The sequence below is a fragment of the Naasia sp. genome (assembly GCF_025465545.1).
GTDB lineage: Bacteria > Actinomycetota > Actinomycetes > Actinomycetales > Microbacteriaceae > Naasia.
The window spans coordinates 1-20,246 of the sequence record NZ_JAODMK010000040.1 but is presented as its reverse complement, the minus strand read 5'-3'; the positions used below and the strand labels follow the sequence as shown (position 1 = coordinate 20,246).

Below are 20,246 nucleotides of genomic sequence, written 5' to 3'. Positions count from 1 at the left end.
GCATGGCCGCGTGACGGAGCCCCAGGGCAGCGATGATGCAGTCCTCGACCGGGCCGTGGCGCACGCACGCCGCTGGCTCGCCTCCCTCGAGGATCGGCGCGTGCCGGCGGACGGGACCCCTGCCGACGTGGTGACCCGGCTCCTCGCGCCCGGGGCGGCAGGCTCCTCCCTGCCCGAGCGCGGGGCGGATCCCTCTGAAGTCCTCGACCGGCTCGCCGCCGCAGTGGAGCCAGGACTCATGGCCAGCCAGTCCGGGCGGTTCTTCGGCTGGGTGATGGGCAGCACCCTCCCCGCCGCGATCGCCGCCGACTGGCTCGTCGCGGCATGGGACCAGAACGCCGGCATGCGGGACGCGACGCCCGGGGTGGTGGCGGTCGAGGAGATGGCGGGCGCCTGGATTCTCGAGCTGCTCGGACTTCCCCCGCGCTCCGCGGTCGGCTTCACGACCGGGGCGACCATGGCCAACTTCACCTGCCTGGCGGCGGCGCGGGACCGGGTGCTGCGCGATGGGGGCTGGGATCCGGCGGACGGGCTGGCCGGTGGCCCGCGCATCCGCGTGCTGGTGGGGGAGGAGCGCCACGGCTCCGTGGACCTCGCGCTGCGCTACCTGGGTCTCGGCGCACCGCGGACGGTCCGCTCCGACGCCCAGGGCCGACTGGATGTCGATGCCCTCGCGGCCGCTCTCGCCGAGGGGGCGGGGCCGACCATCGTCTGCCTGCAGGCGGGCAACATCCACTCCGGAGCATTCGATCCGTTCCGGGCGGCGGCCGAGGCGGCGCACGCGGCGGGTGCGTGGGTGCACGTCGACGGCGCCTTCGGGCTCTGGGCGGCCGCATCGTCGGCGCTCGGGCTGACCGCCGGACTGGCGGACGCGGACTCCTGGGCGACCGACGCCCACAAGACCCTCAACACGCCGTACGACTGCGGCATCGCGATCATCCGCGACGCCCCGGCCGCGGTGACCGCCATGGGGGTGCACGCGGCGTATCTGCTCACCTCGTCCGCCGTCGACCCGCATGAGCTGGTGCCCGAGATGTCGCGGCGAGCACGGGGTGTGCCGGTGTGGGCCGCGCTCTCGGTGCTCGGAGCGGACGGCGTGCGCTCCCTCGTGAACGGCCTCGTCTCCGCCGCGCGGGGGATCGCCGAGGGGGTGGGCCGCATCCCGGGCGCGACCGTACGAAACGAGGTGGTCTACACCCAGGTGAGCGCGGCGTTCGAGACCGACGAGCGCACCCGCGAGGTGTTCCGCCGGATCCTCGAGGAGGGGCGCGTGATGCCCTCGCTCAGCGCCTGGCGCGGTCGCACCGTGATCCGGTTCTCGGTGAGCTCATGGCGAACCGGCCGGCGCGAGGTCGAGGAGACGATCGATGCGGTCGCCCGTGCCGCCGAACCCGCCGCGACCGCCGAACCCGCCGCGAGCTGACCGGGGCGGTCCGCCGTGCTCAGTTGACGGGGCCGGTGTACTTCTCACCCGGGCCCGCGCCGGGGGCGTCGGGATAGGGGGAGGCCTCGCGGAAGGCGAGCTGCACCGAGCGCAGGCCATCCCGCAGTGCCCGGGCGTGGTGGTCGCCGAGGTGCTGTGCGCTCGCGGTCACGAGTCCCGCGAGGGCGTCGATCAGCTTGCGCGCCTCATCCAGGTCGGCGGCGGCGTCCGGCTCCTCGCCGAGGCCGCACTTGACCGCGGCGGCACTCAGCAGGTGCACCGCGACCGTGTTGATCACCTCGACCGCGGGCACCTCGCCGATGTCCCGTTCGTACCCGCCTGGGGTGTCATCGGCAGGGGCGGAGGCGGGAACGTCGCTGGACAATGGGGCACCCTTCGATCGGCGAGCGGTCTCTGCTATTCTTGTTCGGGCCCCGGGAGCGATCCCGGACAGAAAAGTGGAGAGACCTCCCACCCGCGGCGACCGCCTCACCAGGTTACCGGGTCAGCAGCACCCCTTCGAGATCGGAGAGCTGGTGCTGGAGCGCGTGCAGCGCTCGGGATCTCACTCTGCTCTTCCGGCCGCTCCGTGCCAGACGCACGGACGCCAGGAATGAGTGAAGGAGCAGCGCATCAGCGATCCCCGTACCAACGACCGCATCCGTGTCCCGGAGGTCCGACTCGTCGGACCCGCGGGCGAGCAGGTCGGCATCGTCTCCATCGATGCCGCGCTCCGTCTTGCCCGGGAGGCGGACCTCGACCTCGTCGAGGTGGCGCCCAACTCGCGGCCCCCGGTCGCGAAGATCATGGACTACGGGAAGTTCAAGTACGAGACGGCGCAGAAGGCCAAGGAGGCCCGTCGCAACCAGGCGAACACCATCCTCAAGGAGGTCCGGTTCCGCCTGAAGATCGACAACCACGACTACGAGACCAAGCGCAAGCGCGCCGAGGGGTTCTTGAAGGCGGGGGACAAGGTCAAGGCGATGATCCTCTTCCGCGGTCGTGAGCAGTCGAGGCCCGACCAGGGCGTCCGCCTGCTGCAGCGCTTCGCCGAGGACGTCAGCGAGTTCGGCTCCGTCGAGTCCACCCCGATGATCGACGGCCGCAACATGGTGATGATCATCGGCCCCCACAAGAACAAGGCGGACGCGAAGGCCGAGGCCAACGCCACCCGCAAGACCCGTACGGCGGACGCTCCCGCCGAGCAGACCACCGGCGCCGGAGCACCCGACGCCGCCACCACCAAGGAGACCAGTGCCTAAGCAGAAGACCCACTCCGGGGCCAAGAAGCGCTTCAAGATCACCGGCAGCGGCAAGCTCATGAAGCAGCAGGCCGGCATGCGCCACAACCTCGAGGGCAAGTCGAGCAAGCGCACCCGTCGACTCAACCAGGACCAGGTGATGTCGGCAGCCGACACCAAGGTCGCCAAGAAGCTCCTCGGCCTCTGACGCCGAACTACCCCCAGAAGGACGAAGGAAATGGCAAGAGTCAAGCGGGCCGTCAACGCCCACAAGAAGCGCCGGGTCATCCTCGAGCGCGCATCGGGCTACCGCGGGCAGCGGTCGCGCCTCTATCGCAAGGCGAAGGAGCAGGTCACCCACTCCCTCGTCTACGCGTACCGTGACCGTCGCGCACGCAAGGGCGACTTCCGTCGCCTGTGGATCCAGCGCATCAACGCCGCGGCGCGTGCCCAGGGCATGACCTACAACCGCTTCATCCAGGGCCTCGGCCTCGCGGGTGTCGACGTGGACCGTCGCATCCTCGCCGACCTGGCCATCAACGAGCAGGCCACGTTCGCGGCCCTCGTGGAGACGGCTCGCGCCGCGCTCCCTGCCGACACCTCGGCGCAGAAGGTCTCCTAGCTCGACCTGCACGTTCCGGCCCGGATGGCACGCTGCGCGCCGCGATCCGGGCCGGAACGCGCGAGGCGAAGGGGCCGTCCTCTCGGAGGGCGGCCCCTTCGTCGTCTCCGCGGCGGCTCCGTGCACGTGCGGCCGGCCGCTCCCGTCGCCGATATCCTGTTGCGATGCTCGAGAACCCCCGCGCGCCGCGCGTTCGCACGGTCGCCCGGCTCGCCCGCAAGACGGAGCGCGTCGAGACCGGCCGCTTCCTCCTGGAGGGCCCCCAGGCCGTCGCCGAGGCGCTCACCTGGCGCCCCGAGCTCGTCGAGGAGCTGTACGCGACTCCCACCGCCATCGAGCGCTACCCGGAGGTCGCGAAGGCGGCCGAGCGTGCCCAGGTCGACGTCGAGTACGTGAGCGAGGAGGTCCTCGCTGCGATGGCGGACACGGTGACGCCGCAGGGCTTCGTGGCCGTCTGCCTGCAGTTCCCCGCCTCGGCCCGGGCGATCTTCGCCGACCGGCCGCGCCTGGTCGTCATCCTCGAGGAGGTCCGCGATCCCGGCAACGCCGGCACCATCATCCGCGCCGCGGACGCGGCGGGCGCCGACGCCGTGATCCTCACCGGCCGTTCCGTCGACCTCTACAACCCCAAGGTGGTGCGGGCGACGACCGGCTCGCTCTTCCATCTGCCGATCGCGGTCGACGCCGACCTGGCCGCGATCACGGTGCGCGCGCGCGAGGCGGGCCTCCAGGTGCTCGCCGCGGACGTGTCCGGCGAGGACCTCCTCGAGGCGCGCCGCGACGGATCCCTTGTCGGTCCCACGGCGTGGGTCTTCGGCAACGAGGCCAGGGGGCTCGAGGCGGAGAGCCTGCGCCTCGCCGATCGCGCCCTCGCGGTCCCCGTCTACGGCCACGCCGAGTCGATGAACCTCGCCACGGCCGCGTCCGTCTGTCTGTACGAGAGCGCGTTCGCGCAGCGGGAGTCCGACGCGGCGGCGAGGCGGCACGGATCAGTCGTGCCATCAGCCGGGTAACTAGGATGGAGCACCGTGTCTGACGCCAGCGCAGCCGGGAATCCGGCCGCCGAGAACCCCATTTCCGAGACCGCCGTCGAAGAGGCCGTCGCCGCCGCGCTCGCCGCGGTCGCCGCTGCAGGAGACACGGCCGCGCTGAAGGCCGCGCGCACCGCGCACGCCGGCGAGGGCTCGCCGCTCGCCCGCGTCAACGCGCAGCTGCGCAACGTCCCGGCGGATCGGAAGGCGGCCACCGGCAAGCTGGTCGGCCAGGCCCGGGGGCGGGTCAACGCCGCCTTCGCGGCGCGCGAGGCCGAGCTGGCCGAGGCGGAGACCGCCGCGCGCCTCGCCGCCGAGCGCGTCGACGTGACCGCTGCGTCCACGCGCTGGCAGCCCGGAGCGCGCCACCCGCTGAGCCTCCTCCAGGAGGAGGTCGCGGACATCTTCGTGGGGATGGGCTGGGAGATCGCGGAAGGACCGGAGCTCGAGCACGAGTGGTTCAACTTCGACGCCCTCAACTTCGACGAGGACCACCCTGCCCGCGCCATGCAGGACACCTTCTTCATCGACCCGCCGGAGCGGCATCTCGTGCTGCGCACCCACACGTCGCCCGTGCAGGTGCGCTCCCTGCTCGAGCGGCCCCTTCCCGTCTACGTGCTCTGCCCGGGCCGGGTGTACCGCACCGATGAGTTCGACGCGACGCACCTGCCCGTCTTCTCGCAGTTCGAGGGCCTCGCCATCGACCGCGGACTCACGATGGCGCACCTCCGCGGCACCCTCGAGCACTTCGCGCGGATCATGTTCGGGCAGGAGGCGAAGATCCGCCTGCGCCCCAACTACTTCCCCTTCACGGAGCCCTCGGCGGAGATGGATGTGTGGCAGCCGAGCGCCAAGGGCGGCGCCCGGTGGGTCGAGTGGGGCGGGTGCGGCATGGTCAACCCGAACGTGCTGCGTGCGGCCGGCGTCGACCCGGGGGAGTACCAGGGCTTCGCGTTCGGCATGGGCATCGAGCGCACGCTGCAGTTCCGCAACGAGCTCAACGACATGCGGGACATGGCCGAGGGAGACATCCGGTTCAGCGGACAGTTCGGGATGGTGATCTGATGCGGGTTCCGATCAGCTGGCTGGCGGAGTACGTCGACCTGCCCGAGGGCACCACGGTCGCGGACCTGCATGCCGCGCTCGTCCGGGTGGGCTTCGAGGAGGAGGCCGAGCACGGCTTCGGCGTGAGCGGCCCGGTCGTCGTCGGCGAGGTGCTCGAGCTCACCCCCGAGCCGCAGTCGAACGGCAAGACCATCCGCTGGTGCCAGGTGCGAGTCGCGCCCCAGGGGCGCTCCGCCGCGGACGGCGGGGCGGACGTGCGGGGCGTCGTCTGCGGCGCCGCGAACTTCGAGGTGGGCGACAAGGTGGTCGTCACGCTGCCGGGCGCAGTGCTGCCCGGGCCCTTCCCGATCGCCGCCCGGAAGACCTACGGCCACGTCTCCGACGGCATGATCGCGTCCGCCCGGGAGCTCGGCCTCGGCGACGAGCACGACGGCATCCTCCGGCTCGTCACGCTCGGCCTCGACCCCGAGGTCGGCACCGACGCCCTCCGGCTGCTCGGCCTGGACGACCGGGCCGTCGAGGTCAACGTCACCCCCGACCGCGGCTACGCCTTCTCGGTGCGCGGCATCGCCCGCGAGTACTCGCACTCCACCGGTGCCGTCTTCCGCGACCCTGCGGCCCTCGCCCGCCCCCTGCCGCCGGGGGACGGCTTCCCGGTGGCCATCCAGGACGATGCGCCGCTCCGCGGCCGCGTCGGCGCGTCCGTGTTCCTCACCCGTGCCGTGCGCGGCATCGACCCCACCCGGCCCACGCCGCCGTGGCTCGCCTCACGCCTGCGCCTTGCCGGCATCCGCTCCATCTCCCTCCCCGTCGACATCACCAACTACGTGATGCTCGAGCTCGGCGAGCCGGTGCACGCCTACGACCTCGATCGGCTCACCGGCGGCATCGTGGTCCGCCGCGCCACGCCAGGGGAGAGGCTGACGACGCTCGACGGGCAGACGCGGACCCTCTCGCCCGAGGACCTCCTGATCACCGACGGCTCGGGTCCCATCGGCCTGGCGGGCGTGATGGGCGGCGCGCACACCGAGATCAGCGAGGGCACGAGGAACGTGCTCATCGAGACCGCCATCTTCGACCCGGTGTCCATCGCGCGAACCGCTCGCCGGCACAAGCTGCCGAGCGAGGCGTCCAAGCGCTACGAGCGCGGGGTCGACCCGGCCGTCGCCGACGCGGCCTCGGCCCGGGTCGTTCAGCTGCTCGTCGACCTCGCGGGCGGGACGCCGGATCCGCTCGGGTCGGCCCACGCTGCGGCCGAGCCGCCGGCCCCGATCGACCTGCCCGATGGCTACATCGCCCGGCTCGTCGGCGTCGACTATGCCGACGAGGAGATCCGTCGCACCCTGGTCGAGATCGGCGCGGACATCGCCGATCAGGACGGCGGGCTGCGGGTCACGCCGCCCACCTGGCGGCCCGACCTCGTCGACAGCGCCTCGCTGGCCGAGGAGGTCGCCCGTCTCGCGGGCTACGACCGGATCCCCTCGGTGCTTCCGGTCGCCCCGCCCGGGCGCGGTCTCACCCGCGCTCAGAAGCTGCGCCGCTCGGTCGCCCAGCTGCTCGCCGCGAACGGCGGCGTGGAGGTGCTCGCATTCCCGTTCGTGCGCCGGCAGCAGAACGATCGCTTCGGTTCGGCCGACGGCAGCGCCGTCCCCGCCGTCAAGCTGGCGAACCCTATCGACGCGGAGGCGCCGTACCTGCGCACCTCGCTGCTGCCCGGCCTGATCGAGATCGCCTCCCGCAACCGCTCGCGCGGCTTCGTCGACCTGGACCTCTTCGAGGTCGGCTCCGTCTTCCGACCCGAGCCGGGTGTGCAGTACGGCACGGACAGCATCGCCCCGCTCGCCGTCCTCCCCACCGAGGAGACCTTCGCCGCGATGGCGGCCGGCATCCCGCCCCAGCCCCGCCACGTCGCCACCCTGCGGCTCGGCTCGGCGATCCCCAAGCAGCCGGGCCAGGAGGCCGTCGCCGCCGACTGGCGCGACGCCCTGACCAGCGTGCAGCGGGTGGCCGCGGCCCTCCGAGTGACGGTGCGCCCGGTGCAGGGCACTCACCAGGCGCTGCACCCGGGGCGCACGGCTCGCATCGTCGCCGATACTCCGAGCGGCGAGGAGACCGTCGGCTGGGCTGGGGAGCTGCTCCCGTCGCTCGCCGAGGAGGCGGACCTGCCCCACGTGGTGGCCGTCGCCGAGCTGGATCTCACGCGCCTTCTCGCGCTCGCCGATCCCGACGCGCACGCCGTGGCGATCCGCACCCTTCCGGCGGCGACCCAGGACCTGTCCCTCGTGGTCGGGTCGGAGGTGCCCGCCGGCGACGTGCAGCGCGCCGTGGCCGAGGGCGCGGGCGGGCTGCTCGAAGACATCCGGCTTCTCGACGACTACCGCGGCGCCGGCGTTCCTGACGGATCGAAGTCGCTGACGTTCGCCCTCCGCTTCCGGGCCGAGGACCGCACCCTGACCGCCGCAGAGGCCAGCGAGGCGAAGCTCGCGGGAGTCGCGGTGGCGGGCGAGCGGTACGGGGCCAGCCTGCGCGAGTAGGGCGCCGGCTCGGCTTGGAGACGCGCCTTCGGCGCTCTCACCTCCCGGTCCTTCCGCGAATCCGATCCTTCCGCCCGGCCCTTCCCGACGTCGCCCGACTTCGGCCCCGCCTCTCCGTCGCTAAGGTTGAATCCATGCCTCTGTCCGTTGCCGTAGCCGGTGCCTCCGGCTACGCAGGCGGTGAGCTCCTGCGGATCCTGTCCGCCCACCCCGAACTCGATGTGCAGATCGTCACCGGGCACTCGTCGGCCGGTCGCCGCCTCGGCGAGGTTTCGCCGCACCTGCGGTCGCTGCGCGACCTGGTGCTCGGCGAGACGACCCCGGACGTGCTGTCCGGCGCCGACGTGGTGTTCCTCGCCCTTCCGCACGGCGCCTCCGCCGCGATCACCGCCGCGCTTCCCGACGACGTCCTCGTCGTCGACTGCGGCGCGGACCACCGGCTCGAGTCCGCCGAGGACTGGTCCGCCTTCTACGGCACCGAGGCGGCCGAGCCGTGGGCGTACGGGGTGCCGGAACTGCCGGTGCGCACCGGCACGGGGACCGTCAAGCAGCGCGAGCGGCTCGTCGGGGTACGGCGCATCGCCGCTCCGGGCTGCAATGCGAGCACCGTCGCGCTCTCCCTCGCGCCCGGCATCGCGGCCGGGGTGATCCTGCCCACCGACCTGGTCAGCGTCCTCGCGGTCGGTCCCTCCGGAGCGGGCAAGGCCCTCAAGCCGCACCTGCTGGCCGCCGAGATCCTCGGCAGCGCCAGCACCTATGCCGTCGGCGGCACCCACCGGCACATCCCCGAGATCCGGCAGGCGCTCCGCTGGGCGGGCGCCGCGGATCCGACGATCTCCTTCACCCCGGTGCTGGTCCCGATGTCCCGCGGGGTCCTCGCCACCTCCACCGCGGTGCTCGCGCCCGGAGTGTCCGCGGCCGACGTCCGAGCCGCCTGGGAGTCGGCGTACGCCGGGGAGCCCTTCGTCGAGCTGCTGCCCGAGGGCGAGTTCCCGCGCACCGCCGACGTGCTCGGCGCGAACACCGCCCTCCTCGGCCTGGCCGTGGACGCTGCCGCAGGTCGCGTCGTCGTGATCGCCGCCGTCGACAACCTCGTGAAGGGCACCGCGGGCGCGGCAGTGCAGTCCCTCAACATCGCTCTCGGCCTGCCCGAGACGCTCGGGCTCTCCAAGGACGGGATCGCACCATGACGGTTACCTTCGCGGCAGGCTTCGAGGCCGCAGGCGTCGCCGCAGGCCTCCGCGCCACCGACGCCCCCGATCTCGCCCTGGTCGTCAATCGGGGCCCGCTGCAGAGCGCGGCGGCCGTGTTCACGAGCAACCGGGCGAAGGCCAATCCCGTTCTCTGGTCCCAGCAGGCGATCGCCGACGGCGTCGTGTCCGCCGTGGTCCTCAACGCGGGCGGAGCCAACTGCTTCACGGGAGCGGAGGGCTTCCAGACCACCCACGCCACCGCAGAGGGCGCCGCCCAGGCGGTCGGGATCTCCGCCGGCGACGTGCTCGTCTGCTCGACCGGACTCATCGGCGAGCAGCTCGACCGCGACAAGCTCCTCGCCGGGGTCGCGGCGGCGGCCGCGGCGCTGAGCGTGGACGGCGGAGCGGACGCGGCTCGCGCGATCCTCACCACCGACACCGTCGTGAAGACGGCGACGCGCTCCGGATCCGGCTGGTCCCTCGGCGGGATGGCGAAGGGCTCGGGCATGCTGGCTCCCGGCCTCGCCACGATGCTCGTCGTCATCACCTCGGACGCCGTCCTCGGCTCGGACGACCTCGACCGGATGCTCCGCGCCGCGACGAGGGTCACCTTCGACCGCCTCGACTCCGACGGCTGCATGTCGACGAACGACCAGGTGACCCTGCTCGCCTCGGGCGCCTCAGGGGTGCGCCCCGATCCGGCCGAGTTCGAGGCGGCGCTCACCGACCTCTGCGCGGACCTCGCCGTTCAGCTGCAGCGCGACGCCGAAGGCGCGAGCCACGACATCGTCATCCAGGTGATCGGCGCGCAGACCGAGGACGACGCCGTCGAGGTGGGCCGCTCGGTGGCCCGCAACAACCTGTTCAAGGCGGCCATCTTCGGCAACGATCCCAACTGGGGCCGGGTGCTCGCCGCGATCGGAACGACGACCGCTCCCTTCGACCCCTACGCCGTCGACGTCTCGATGAACGGGGTGCGGGTCTGCTCCAACGGCGCCCCCGACCGGCCGCGCGGCGACGTGGACCTCACGCCCCGGGCGGTCGAGCTGCTCATCGACCTGAAGGCGGGCGACGCCGCAGCGACCGTGTGGACGAACGACCTCACCCACGACTACCTCCACGAGAACAGCGCGTACTCGAGCTGACATGACGACCCTCGACACCGCATCCCTCCCGGTGCAGACCACCACCCAGGCCGAGGCCGCCGTGAAGGCCGCCACGCTGATCGAGTCGCTGCCCTGGCTCAAGCGCTTCGCCGGCCAGATCATCGTCGTCAAGTTCGGCGGCAACGCGATGGACGACCCCGCGCTGCTCCGAGCGTTCGCCGAGGACATGGTCTACCTCCGCTACGCCGGCATCCGCCCGGTGGTCGTGCACGGCGGCGGGCCGCAGATCACCGCCATGCTCGAGCGGCTCGCCATCCCCAGCGAGTTCCGCGGCGGCTACCGGGTGACGACGCCCGAGGTCATGGAGGTCGTGCGGATGGTGCTGAGCGGCCAGGTCAGCCGCGACATCGTCGCCCTCATCAACGAGCACGGACCGCTCGCGGCCGCCATCTCCGGCGAGGACGCCGGCCTCTTCACGGGACGCCGTCGCGGGGCGGTCATCGACGGCGAGGAGGTGGACCTGGGCCTCGTCGGCGACGTGGTCTCGGTCGACGCCGAGCCCGTGCTCGAGCACCTCGCCGCCGGGCGGATCCCCGTCGTGTCCTCGATCGCACCCGACGGTGACGAGCCGGGCCAGTCGCTCAACGTGAACGCCGACTCGGCGGCCGCGGCCCTCGCCGTCGCACTCGGCGCGGCGAAGCTCGTCGTGCTCACCAACGTGGCCGGGCTCTACAGCGACTGGCCGAACCGGGATTCTCTCGTCTCGCAGATCCGCACCGAGGACCTCGCGCACCTCCTGCCGAGCCTCGACTCGGGGATGATCCCCAAGATGACGGCGTGCCTCGAGGCGGTTCGCAGCGGCGTCGAGAAGGCGGCCGTGATCGACGGTCGGGTGGCGCACTCGGTGCTCCTCGAAATCTTCACCGGCAGCGGAATCGGAACGGAGGTCGTCCTGTGACCGACACCCGGGAGGCGGCCGCGGCGTACGCGCAGCGGCACGGCGCAGCACTCATGCGCACCCTCAGCGCGCCGCTCGCGGTGCTCGAGCGCGGCGAGGGCTGCTGGGTGTGGGACGTGGACGGCAAGCGCTACCTCGACTTCCTCGCCGGCATCGCCGTCGACTCGCTGGGCCATGCGCACCCGGTGCTCGTCGAGGCGGTCTCCCGTCAGGCGGCCACCCTCGTGCACATCTCCAACTACTTCGCGTCACCCCCGCAGATCGCGCTGGCCGAGCGGCTGCGGCGGCTCACCGGGGCGGGGGAGCAGGGCAGGGCCTACTTCGGCAACTCGGGGGCGGAGGCGATCGAGGCCGCATTCAAGCTGGCCCGACGCAACTCCGTGCACGGCCGGCACCGCATCCTCAGCCTCTGGAACTCCTTCCACGGCCGCACGATGGGCGCACTCGCCCTCACCGGCAAGCCGACCATGCAGGAGGCCTTCCTGCCGATGGTCCCGGGGGTGGAGCACATCGACTCAACGCTCGAGGCGCTCGAGGAGTCGATCGACGACACCGTCGCGGCCCTGGTGGTCGAGCCGATCAAGGGCGAGGCCGGCGTGCTCCCGCTGCCGGAGGGGTACCTCCGCCGCGCCCGTGAGCTCACCGAGCGGCACGGTGCGCTGCTCATCGTCGACGAGATCCAGACCGGCGTCGGGCGGACCGGCGAGTGGTTCGCCTACCAGCACGAGGGGATCCTCCCCGACGCCGTGACGCTCGCGAAGGGCATCGCGAGCGGCATCCCGATCGGCGCGCTGGTGACCTTCGGCGCCGCGAGCGAGCTGCTCCAGCGCGGCGACCACGGCAGCACGTTCGGCGGGCAGCCGTTCTCGACCGCCGTCGCCGGAGCCGTGCTCGAGGAGATCGAGCGGGCGGACCTCGTGGAGAACGCCCGAGTGCGCGGCGAGCAGCTCCGCGACACCATCCTCGCCCTCGGCTCGCCGCTGATCGAGGAGGTCCGCGGGCGCGGACTGATGATCGGGGTCGGCATCGCCGACGGGCGAGCCGCCGAGGTGGCCTCCCGCGCCCTGCAGCACGGCCTCATCCTGAACGCCCCCAATGCGGACAGCCTGCGGATCGTGCCTCCGCTCATCGTGGGCGACGCCGAGATCGAGGCGTTCGCCGACCTCTTCGCCCGGACGCTCGCCGACCTCTGACCCGAAACGGATCCCGATGACCCGCCACTTCCTGCGCGACGACCAGCTCAGCCCCGCCGAGCAGGCGGAGATCCTCGACCTCGCGGTCGAGCTCAAGCGCGACCGCTTCGCCCAGAGGCCGCTCGCCGGACCGCAGACCGTCGCCGTGGTCTTCGACAAGTCCTCGACGCGCACGCGCGTGTCCTTCGCGGTCGGCATCGCGGACCTCGGCGGCAGCCCGCTCATCATCTCCCGGGAGAGCAGCCAGCTGGGCGGCAAGGAGACCGCGAGCGACACCGCGCGGGTGCTGGAGCGGCAGGTCGCCGCCATCGTCTGGCGCACCTACGCCCAGGCGGGGCTGGAGGAGATGGCGGCAGGCACGACCGTGCCGGTGGTGAACGCGCTGTCCGACTCCTTCCATCCCTGCCAGCTGCTCGCGGACCTGCTCACCATCCGGGAGCACCGTGGCGCCCTCGCGGGACTCACGGTCGCCTTCCTCGGCGACGGCGCAAGCAACATGGCGCAGTCCTACCTCCTGGCGGGCGCGACGGCCGGGATGAACGTCCGGATCGGTGCTCCGCTCGAGTACGAGCCGGACCCGGCCGTGGTGGAGGACGCCGCGCAGATCGCGAGGGAGACCGGTGGCTCGGTGGCCGTGCTCGCCGACCCGGTCGCGGCCGTCGGCGGGGCCGACATCGTGGTCACCGACACCTGGGTCTCCATGGGGCGCGAGGAGGAGAAGGCGGAGCGGGTCCGCGCGCTCGGCGCCTACAAGGTGACGCCGGAGCTGATGACCGGAGCCGCCGACGGCGCGCTGTTCCTGCACTGCCTTCCCGCCGACCGCGGATACGAGGTGGACGCCGCCGTGATCGACGGCCCGCAGAGCGTCATCTGGGATGAGGCGGAGAATCGGCTGCACGCCCAGAAGGCGCTGCTCGTCTGGCTGCTGAGTCAGCAGTAGCGCGAGCGCGAGGATCCGCAGGAAGGCTGCACCGCGGCCCGGCAATAGGGTTTGTGCAGAGACGACAGGGGAGACCGTGACCGACGAGAGCAGCGCCGACGGGGGAGCCGCCCGCGAGGGCGCGCTGTGGGGTGCCCGCTTCCGCACCGGTCCCTCGCCCGAGCTCGAGGCGCTGAGCCGCTCCACCCACTTCGACTGGCAGCTCGCCGCCTACGACATCGCCGGCTCCCGGGCGCACGCACGGGCGCTCGCCGCCGCGGGCTATCTGGACGAGCGTGAGCTGGCGACGATGCTGAACGGGCTCGACCGCCTCGACGCCGACGTCGCCGACGGCAGCTTCGTCCCGGTCCCCTCGGACGAGGACGTGCACTCCGCGCTCGAGCGGGGTCTGCTCGAGCGCGCCGGTGCCGACGTCGGCGGCAAGCTCCGCGCCGGCCGCAGCCGCAACGACCAGATCGCGACGCTCGTGCGGATGCTGCTTCGCGACCACGCCGGCACCATCGGACACGCTCTGGTGGACCTCATCGACGCCCTCGCCGCGCAGGCCGACCGGCACTTCGACGCCGTGATGCCGGGCAGGACCCACCTGCAGCACGCCCAGCCCGTGCTCCTCGCCCACCATCTGCTCGCCCACGCGTGGCCGCTCGTGCGGAACCTGGAGCGGCTCGCGGACTGGCGGAAGCGGGCCGACGCGTCGCCGTACGGAGCCGGCGCACTCGCCGGCAGCACCCTCGGCCTCGACGCCGGCGCGGTGGCCGCCGAACTCGGCTTCTCCCGCACGGTCGAGAACTCCATCGACGGCACGGCGTCCCGCGACGTCGTCGCCGAGTTCGCCTACATCGCCGCCCAGATCGGCGTCGACGTGTCCCGGCTCGCGGAGGAGATCATCCTCTGGAACACGCGGGAGTTCGGCTTCGTGGCGCTGAGCGACCGGTACTCCACGGGGTCCTCGATCATGCCGCAGAAGAAGAACCCCGACATCGCGGAGCTGGCGCGCGGCAAGGCCGGGCGCCTGATCGGCAACCTCACCGGATTGCTGGCCACCCTCAAGGGCCTGCCGCTCGCCTACAACCGGGACCTGCAGGAGGACAAGGAGCCCGTCTTCGACTCCATCGCCACGCTCGAGGTGCTGCTCCCCGCCTTCACCGGCATGGTGGCCTCCCTCACCTTCTCCACGGAGCGGATGGCGGAGCTCGCGCCGGCCGGGTTCTCCCTGGCCACCGACGTCGCGGAATGGCTCGTCAAGGCCGGAGTGCCGTTCCGGGACGCGCACGAGATCACCGGCGCGATGGTGCGCGCGGCGGAGACCCGCGGCGTCGAGCTCGACGAGCTCACCGACCAGGAGCTGAGCGAGGTCTCCCCGTCGCTCACGCCGGAGGTGCGCAGCGTGCTGACGGTTGCGGGGTCGGTCGCCAGTCGGAACGGCGCAGGCGGCACCGCCCCGGTTCGCGTGCGCGAGCAGCTCGCGGCCCTCACCGCCCGCGTCCGGTCGCTCACCGGGAGCACGCCGTGACGGGCCAGCGGCGGTCCCGCCTCCCGTGGCTCGTGCCGACCGCGGTCACCCTCGCCGTGCTGGTCCTCGTGGCCGCGATCGTCTACAGCATCGCCACCGGCATCTTCTTCTGAGCGTGCGCCCGCTGTTCGACCGGCCCGCGCAGGAGGTCGCGCCGCTGCTCCTCGGTGCCGTCCTCACCCGGGTCTCCGAGGAGGGCACCGTCGCGCTGCGGATCACCGAGGTGGAGGCCTACTCCGGCGAGGGGAGCGACCCGGGCTCGCACGCCCATCGCGGCCGCACCCCGCGCAACTCGGTGATGTTCGGCCCGTCCGGGCACCTCTACACCTACTTCACCTACGGCATGCACGTGTGCGCCAACGTCGTCTGCCTGCCCGAGGGCCGGGCGGCCGGGATCCTCCTGCGAGCGGGCGAGATCGTCCAGGGGGAGGACCTCGCCCGGATCCGGCGCGGGGACGCCGTGCCGAAGCGCGACCTCGCCCGGGGGCCCGCACGCCTGGCGGTCGCCCTCGGCATCCCGCTGAGCGACGGGGGAGCGGACCTCCTCGCGCCGCCCTACTCGCTCGAGCTCGACCCGCACCCGCCGCTCGCCGCGATGAGCGCCCGCACCGGCGTGAGCGGTCCCGGCGGTTCGGACGCCTACCCCTGGCGCTTCTTCCTCGACGGCGACCCCACGGTCTCGCCCTACCGCGCGTCCGCTCCACGCAAGCGCGCCGGAGGAGCGGAGCCCCCGCGGTGACGAGCCAGAGCGTGCAGACGCGTGCCCGCTCTGCCCCGCGTGCTGCTGCCCCATCCGGCTCGCGGGATGCGGCGAACTAAGGTGGCGGAGTGAGTACGACGCCCCAGCCCCTGCCGAGCGGCCCGGACCGGCTGGAGGGCGCCGCGCCGGCCTCGCGCATGCACGATCAGTCCGAGGAGACGAGCGCCATCGTCGAGCTGGTCCTGGACTACTCGCGGCGGCGGATCCTGGCCGACAACATCCCGCTCGACAAGGCGATGACCGCTCCTGAGCTGGTGCGCCTCGCCGGGAACGCGATCTCCGAGGAGGGTCTGGGCGCCCGGCGGGCCCTCGGCCTGTTCGAGCATGTGCTGGCACCCGCGTGCATCTCGGTCGACCATCCCGGCTTCGTCTCCTTCATCCCCGCCGCGCCCACCAAGGCGTCCATCGCCTTCGACCTGGTGGTCTCGGCCTCCGCCATCTACGGCGGCTCCTGGATGGAGGGCTCCGGAGCGATCCATGCGGAGAACGAGGTGCTCGCCTTCCTCGCGGCCGAGTTCGGCCTGCCTCCCGAAGCGGGCGGGGTCTTCGTGCAGGGCGGCACGGTGGGCAACCTGTCCGCGCTCGTCGCGGCGCGCCACCACGCCCGGGCCACCCGGAAGGCGCGGGGACTCGCCCAGCCGGACGAGTGGGTGATCCTGAGCGGAGAGTCCACTCACTCCTCGGTCGCGTCAGCCGCCGCCGTGATGGACGTCAGGGTGGTCCGCGTGCCGGCCGACAGCGAGGGCCGACTCTCCGGACCCGGGGTCGAGCTCGCGCTGCAGGAGCACAAGGACAGCGTGTTCGCCGTGGTCGCCACAGCGGGATCCACCAACCTGGGGATCGTCGACGACATCGCCTCGATCGCGGCGCTCAAGGACGAGCACGAGTTCTGGCTGCACGTCGACGGCGCCTACGGGCTCGCCGCCATCCTGGTGCCCGAGATGCGGGCCACCTTCGAGGGGGTGGGCCGGGCGGACTCGGTGATCGTCGACCCGCACAAGTGGCTGTTCGCGCCGTTCGACGCCTGTGCGCTCATCTATCGCGATCCTGCGGCGGCACGTGCCGCGCATCGCCAGTCCGCGAGCTACCTGGACCCGCTCAACGAGGCGGAGGACTGGAACCCGTCCGACCTGTCCTTCCAGCTCACCCGGCGTCCGCGCGGACTCCCGCTGTGGTTCTCGCTCGCCACCTACGGCGTGGCCGAGTACCGGCGCTCCATCGCCGCGAGCCTCGACCTGGCTCGGGCCATCGCGGACGAGATCGAGACCCGCCCCTCCCTGCGGCTGATCCGCCGACCCGACCTCTCGGTCGTCGCCTTCGAGCGGATCGGCTGGGCGGCGGACGACTACGCGCGCTGGTCGGCCGCCCTGCTCGATGACCAGCGCGCGTTCGTGATGCCGAGCGCCCACGAGGGCGCGCCCATCCTGCGCTTCGCGGTGCTGAACCCTCGCACCTCCGTGGAGCTCCTCGTCGCCATCCTCGACACGATCGACTGACCGGCCGGGCGGCCGGCAGGTCGGCGAGATCCAGCCGCTCAACGAGCACTCGCGCTGGGTCTATCTGCGCGACAGCGAGGGCAACCCTCATCGGGCTCTTCGACGAGCCTGCCGAGAGCTGACCGCCTCTCGGCGCCACGTCGGCGACCGGGCGGCTACGACCGGGCGAGCAGCACCACCCCCGCGCAGCACGCCGCCCAGAGGAAGCTCGCGAAGGTCCCGATGATGAACCGCTCCCGGGTCTCCGCGTCGTCGAGCTCGGTGAAGCGGCCGACGCCCTTGATCGCCACCACGATCGCGAGGCCCTCCGGGAAGCCGGCGAGGATGACGGCGGCGATCGCGAGCCGCTCGAGGAGCCCGATCGCCATGCCTCCCCGGAGCACCTCACGGTCGTTCTGCAGGATGCCGCCGTGCTCACCCTCGATCGATCCACGCACCGCGAGCCGGAGCGCGAGCGTGGCGGCGGGCCCGCCGCCGACGACCGCGGCGACGAGCATCAGCATCGTGAGGAGCAGGACGACGCCGAAGCCGGGATCACCCGTCGGCACCGCGGCGAGCAGCAGCGCCGCGGCGACCGCCGCGGCCGCCGGATACACGAGCGCCGCGGGAGAGCCACGCCAGGCCAGCAGGCTCAGCACCGGGGCGGCGGCGCAGAAGAGGACGAGCAGCACCGTGTGAAGCACGGACACGAGCGGAAGGATCACGGAGCTGCTTCCCGTCAGTTCTGCTCCGGGGAGGACATCCCCCGGTCGAGATCCTCCAAGAGTAGGACGAGAGCCGGACGTGCCCGCTCCTCGATCCGCCAGCCGGCCGCGCGGAGGCGAAGACTGACGGCCTGCGGGGTGATGCCGAGCGCTTCCGCGGCGGCCAGCTGGTTCGACCCCGATCGCAGCAGGTCGACGACGGCCCAGCCCTCGGGGGACCGGCGCCCCTGCAGCGCCAGCAGGAGATCGAGGAGCGCACCCACATGGCCCCCGTTCCATCGGCCGTCGACGGCGGACACCAGCGAGAACCGGGTCGGCGCCCGCTTCGCCGCGTCCACCGCGTCGCGCGCAGCGAGGAATGCGGCCCCGGAGGACTCGCGCGCGCTGCGGGCGAGGGGCTCGCGGACGCTCCCCACGCCGAGACCGACACTCCAGTGCTCGTCGCGGCGGAGCCGCAGCACGATGTCCAGAGCGGTGGGCGCGGATGCGGTCACGAGCTGCAGCTCGTCGCCGGCATTCCGGTCGGGCGGCAGGGCGAGATCCGGTTCGAGGTCGGCGAGCAGCTCGAAGGCTGCAGGCACGCGGTCGGTGCCTCTGCTGCTGGCGATCTGATCCGCGGTGACGACGAACATCCGTCAAGCATACGCACTTGACTTGCGATCATCAAGCGTCATTGCTTAATCAATAGGATGCGTGCGAGCGCCCTCCTCGCGGCGATTGCTAGCGTAGGCGCGTGCCAGCAGACGCCCTCGCGCGCCAGAACAACGACCCCGGCTTCGCCAACGTATGGGACGAGCTCACGTGGCGTGGCCTCGTCGCCGTGTCAACGGACGCCGCCGCCCTCAAGGAGCTGCTCGGCGGTCCGCCGATCACCTACTACTGCGGCTTCGACCCGACCGCTCCGAGTCTCCACCTGGGCAACCTCGTCCAGCTGCTCACCATGCGGCGGCTGCAGCTCGCCGGGCATCGGCCCCTGGGGCTGGTCGGCGGGTCCACGGGTCTCGTGGGCGACCCGCGGCCGAGCGCGGAGCGCACGCTCAACACCAAGGAGACGGTGGCGGAGTGGGTGGGCTACCTGCGCGGCCAGATCGAGCGCTTCCTCAGCTTCGAGGGCGAGAGTGCTGCGCGCATGGTGAACAACCTGGACTGGACCGCGCCGATGTCCGCCATCGACTTCCTGCGGGACATCGGCAAGCACTACCGCGTCGGCACCATGCTCAAGAAGGAGGCGGTGAGCGCGCGGCTCAACTCCGATGCCGGCATCAGCTACACGGAGTTCAGCTACCAGATCCTGCAGGGACTCGACTACCTGGAGCTCTACCGGTCGTACGGCTGCGTGCTGCAGACCGGGGGAAGCGATCAGTGGGGAAACCTCACGAGCGGCACCGACCTCATCCACCGCGTCGAGGGCGTGGGCGTGCACGCCATCGGGACGCCGCTCATCACCAACTCGGACGGGACCAAGTTCGGCAAGAGCGAGGGGAACGCCATCTGGCTCGACCCGTCGATGACCAGCCCGTACGCGATGTACCAGTTCTGGCTGAACACGCTGGATGCGGACGTGATCGAGCGGCTGAAGATCTTCACCTTCCTGCCCAGGACCGAGATCGAGCGGCTCGAGCAGGCCGTCGCCGAGGAGCCCTTCCGGCGTGAGGCGCAGCGCCGGCTGGCCGATGAGGTCACCTCGCTCGTGCACGGGAGGGACGCGGCCGACGCCGTCATTGCGGCGTCGAGCGCGCTCTTCGGTCAGGGCGACCTGAGCGTCCTCGACCCGGCGGTGCTCTCGAGCGCGCTGCGGGAGATTCCGCATGCGGCGGCGGGGGAGTGGTCCACGGTGGCCCAGCTGATGGTGGAGACGGGCCTCAGCTCCAGCCTGGGCGATGCGCGGCGTGCGATCGCGCAGGGCGGCGTGCACCTCAACAACAGGAAGGTGTCCGACGAGGCGCAGACCCTCGAGGGCAGCGCGCTGCCCGGCCGGGTGGCCGTGCTGCGCCGCGGAAAGCGCACGCTGGCGGGCATCTTCCTCGAGTGATGGCCTGGGACGCCCGACCCGCGGTCCGCCTTGATACCAGGTCGGGGCGTGACACGCCCGGAGGGCCCCCAACTTGCGGAGCCCGAAACATCGCCGTAACGTAACTACTCGTCACCCCAAAGGTGCGGCGGAACGGAAGAGTTCCCCGGCCTCAAGCGGGACTTCATCCCTCTCAACAGCCTCCTCCGGGAGTCGCAGATGAGGTATGATGGAAAGCCGCCACAGAGACGGCCTGCATCGGATCCCCCCGCTTTCGCGGATCGAGGACCTGGTTTGACGGGCCGGACAGTGGCGGGTAAGTTGGACAAGTTGCTCACAGACCGAAGCCGCGAGGCGGAGGATGTGGTGCGTCCGATCCTTGAGAACTCAACAGCGTGCACTAAGTCAATGCCAAATTATCCTCGTCGTGCTGCTTCGGCAGCGCGTTGAGAATTC

19 protein-coding genes are annotated in these 20,246 nt (G+C 72.1%); 16 read left to right on the top strand and 3 right to left on the bottom strand.

Annotated elements, in window-relative coordinates; translation table 11 throughout:
• Window positions 1-10: 10 nt before the first annotated feature.
• Window positions 11-1,423, top strand: coding sequence for an aminotransferase class V-fold PLP-dependent enzyme (locus tag JWR33_RS10205; RefSeq protein ID WP_297411658.1), 1,413 nt, complete (start codon window positions 11-13; stop codon window positions 1,421-1,423).
• A 19-nt stretch (window positions 1,424-1,442) separates the two neighbouring features.
• Here JWR33_RS10205 and JWR33_RS10200 read toward each other — a convergent pair whose 3' ends face one another.
• Window positions 1,443-1,808, bottom strand: a complete 366-nt coding sequence (locus JWR33_RS10200; RefSeq protein ID WP_297411656.1) for a DUF1844 domain-containing protein — start codon at window positions 1,806-1,808, stop codon at window positions 1,443-1,445.
• Between the two features lie 232 nt (window positions 1,809-2,040).
• Between JWR33_RS10200 and infC the strand changes: the two genes are divergently transcribed.
• From infC to JWR33_RS10130, 14 genes are all read left to right on the top strand, one after another.
• Complete coding sequence (gene infC, locus JWR33_RS10195; RefSeq protein WP_297411654.1) at window positions 2,041-2,685, top strand: translation initiation factor IF-3; 645 nt, start codon at window positions 2,041-2,043, stop codon at window positions 2,683-2,685.
• Window positions 2,678-2,872 (top strand): 50S ribosomal protein L35, encoded by a 195-nt coding sequence (gene rpmI / locus JWR33_RS10190; RefSeq protein WP_297411652.1) that lies wholly within the window; start codon window positions 2,678-2,680, stop codon window positions 2,870-2,872. Before infC ends, rpmI begins: the two co-directional genes overlap by 8 nt.
• Window positions 2,873-2,902: 30 nt before the next feature.
• Window positions 2,903-3,286, top strand: a complete 384-nt coding sequence (gene rplT, locus JWR33_RS10185) for a 50S ribosomal protein L20 (RefSeq protein WP_297411651.1) — start codon at window positions 2,903-2,905, stop codon at window positions 3,284-3,286.
• Between the two features lie 164 nt (window positions 3,287-3,450).
• The gene (locus JWR33_RS10180; RefSeq protein WP_297411648.1) at window positions 3,451-4,299 is read left to right on the top strand and encodes an RNA methyltransferase; all 849 of its coding nucleotides are present in this window, start codon (window positions 3,451-3,453) and stop codon (window positions 4,297-4,299) included.
• 15 nt (window positions 4,300-4,314) lie between these two features.
• Window positions 4,315-5,382, top strand: a complete 1,068-nt coding sequence (pheS, locus tag JWR33_RS10175; protein WP_297411646.1) for a phenylalanine--tRNA ligase subunit alpha — start codon at window positions 4,315-4,317, stop codon at window positions 5,380-5,382.
• Window positions 5,382-7,916 carry a phenylalanine--tRNA ligase subunit beta gene (gene pheT, locus JWR33_RS10170; RefSeq protein WP_297411644.1) on the top strand — a complete coding sequence of 845 codons (2,535 nt, stop codon included), beginning with the start codon at window positions 5,382-5,384 and terminating at the stop codon, window positions 7,914-7,916. The genes pheS and pheT overlap by 1 nt, the downstream gene beginning before the upstream one ends.
• Before the next feature lie 134 nt (window positions 7,917-8,050).
• Window positions 8,051-9,106 carry an N-acetyl-gamma-glutamyl-phosphate reductase gene (gene argC / locus JWR33_RS10165; protein ID WP_297411642.1) on the top strand — a complete coding sequence of 352 codons (1,056 nt, stop codon included), beginning with the start codon at window positions 8,051-8,053 and terminating at the stop codon, window positions 9,104-9,106.
• Window positions 9,103-10,254 (top strand): bifunctional glutamate N-acetyltransferase/amino-acid acetyltransferase ArgJ, encoded by a 1,152-nt coding sequence (gene argJ / locus JWR33_RS10160; RefSeq protein WP_297411641.1) that lies wholly within the window; start codon window positions 9,103-9,105, stop codon window positions 10,252-10,254. Before argC ends, argJ begins: the two co-directional genes overlap by 4 nt.
• A gap of 1 nt (window position 10,255) precedes the next feature.
• Window positions 10,256-11,173: an acetylglutamate kinase gene (argB, locus tag JWR33_RS10155; protein WP_297411640.1), complete on the top strand. Its 918-nt coding sequence runs from the start codon at window positions 10,256-10,258 to the stop codon at window positions 11,171-11,173.
• A complete protein-coding gene (locus JWR33_RS10150) occupies window positions 11,170-12,366 on the top strand; it encodes an acetylornithine transaminase (RefSeq protein ID WP_297411638.1) in 1,197 nt (398 codons plus the stop codon). Before argB ends, JWR33_RS10150 begins: the two co-directional genes overlap by 4 nt.
• A 16-nt stretch (window positions 12,367-12,382) precedes the next feature.
• Complete coding sequence (argF, locus tag JWR33_RS10145; RefSeq protein WP_297411636.1) at window positions 12,383-13,306, top strand: ornithine carbamoyltransferase; 924 nt, start codon at window positions 12,383-12,385, stop codon at window positions 13,304-13,306.
• 76 nt (window positions 13,307-13,382) lie between these two features.
• Window positions 13,383-14,819, top strand: a complete 1,437-nt coding sequence (argH, locus tag JWR33_RS10140) for an argininosuccinate lyase (protein WP_297411634.1) — start codon at window positions 13,383-13,385, stop codon at window positions 14,817-14,819.
• 115 nt (window positions 14,820-14,934) lie between these two features.
• Window positions 14,935-15,558 carry a DNA-3-methyladenine glycosylase gene (locus JWR33_RS10135; protein ID WP_297411632.1) on the top strand — a complete coding sequence of 208 codons (624 nt, stop codon included), beginning with the start codon at window positions 14,935-14,937 and terminating at the stop codon, window positions 15,556-15,558.
• Window positions 15,559-15,716: 158 nt separating this feature from the next.
• On the top strand, window positions 15,717-17,075 hold the full coding sequence (locus tag JWR33_RS10130) for an aminotransferase class V-fold PLP-dependent enzyme (protein WP_297411887.1): 1,359 nt from the start codon (window positions 15,717-15,719) through the stop codon (window positions 17,073-17,075).
• A 155-nt stretch (window positions 17,076-17,230) separates the two neighbouring features.
• Here the strand turns inward: JWR33_RS10130 and JWR33_RS10125 are convergent, their stop codons facing one another.
• Both JWR33_RS10125 and JWR33_RS10120 read right to left on the bottom strand, forming a co-directional pair.
• Entirely contained in the window at window positions 17,231-17,779 is a 549-nt protein-coding gene (locus JWR33_RS10125) for a hypothetical protein (protein WP_297411629.1), read from the bottom strand.
• A gap of 14 nt (window positions 17,780-17,793) precedes the next feature.
• Window positions 17,794-18,411 carry a DNA-binding protein gene (locus JWR33_RS10120; RefSeq protein ID WP_297411628.1) on the bottom strand — a complete coding sequence of 206 codons (618 nt, stop codon included), beginning with the start codon at window positions 18,409-18,411 and terminating at the stop codon, window positions 17,794-17,796.
• Window positions 18,412-18,512: 101 nt separating this feature from the next.
• Between JWR33_RS10120 and tyrS the strand changes: the two genes are divergently transcribed.
• Window positions 18,513-19,811 (top strand): tyrosine--tRNA ligase, encoded by a 1,299-nt coding sequence (gene tyrS, locus JWR33_RS10115; RefSeq protein ID WP_297411627.1) that lies wholly within the window; start codon window positions 18,513-18,515, stop codon window positions 19,809-19,811.
• The last annotated feature ends 435 nt before the right edge of the window (window positions 19,812-20,246 follow it).

Bases quoted from the DNA above. Each gene is read 5' to 3' on its own strand.
- rplT (WP_297411651.1), top strand. From the start codon at position 2,903: ATGGCAAGAGTCAAGCGGGCCGTCAACGCCCACAAGAAGCGCCGGGTC.
- JWR33_RS10180 (WP_297411648.1), top strand. From the start codon at position 3,451: ATGCTCGAGAACCCCCGCGCGCCGCGCGTTCGCACGGTCGCCCGGCTC.
- pheT (WP_297411644.1), top strand. From the start codon at position 5,382: ATGCGGGTTCCGATCAGCTGGCTGGCGGAGTACGTCGACCTGCCCGAG.
- argC (WP_297411642.1), top strand. From the start codon at position 8,051: ATGCCTCTGTCCGTTGCCGTAGCCGGTGCCTCCGGCTACGCAGGCGGT.
- argJ (WP_297411641.1), top strand. From the start codon at position 9,103: ATGACGGTTACCTTCGCGGCAGGCTTCGAGGCCGCAGGCGTCGCCGCA.
- argB (WP_297411640.1), top strand. From the start codon at position 10,256: ATGACGACCCTCGACACCGCATCCCTCCCGGTGCAGACCACCACCCAG.
- argF (WP_297411636.1), top strand. From the start codon at position 12,383: ATGACCCGCCACTTCCTGCGCGACGACCAGCTCAGCCCCGCCGAGCAG.
- JWR33_RS10130 (WP_297411887.1), top strand. From the start codon at position 15,717: ATGCACGATCAGTCCGAGGAGACGAGCGCCATCGTCGAGCTGGTCCTG.
- JWR33_RS10120 (WP_297411628.1), bottom strand. From the start codon at position 18,411: ATGTTCGTCGTCACCGCGGATCAGATCGCCAGCAGCAGAGGCACCGAC.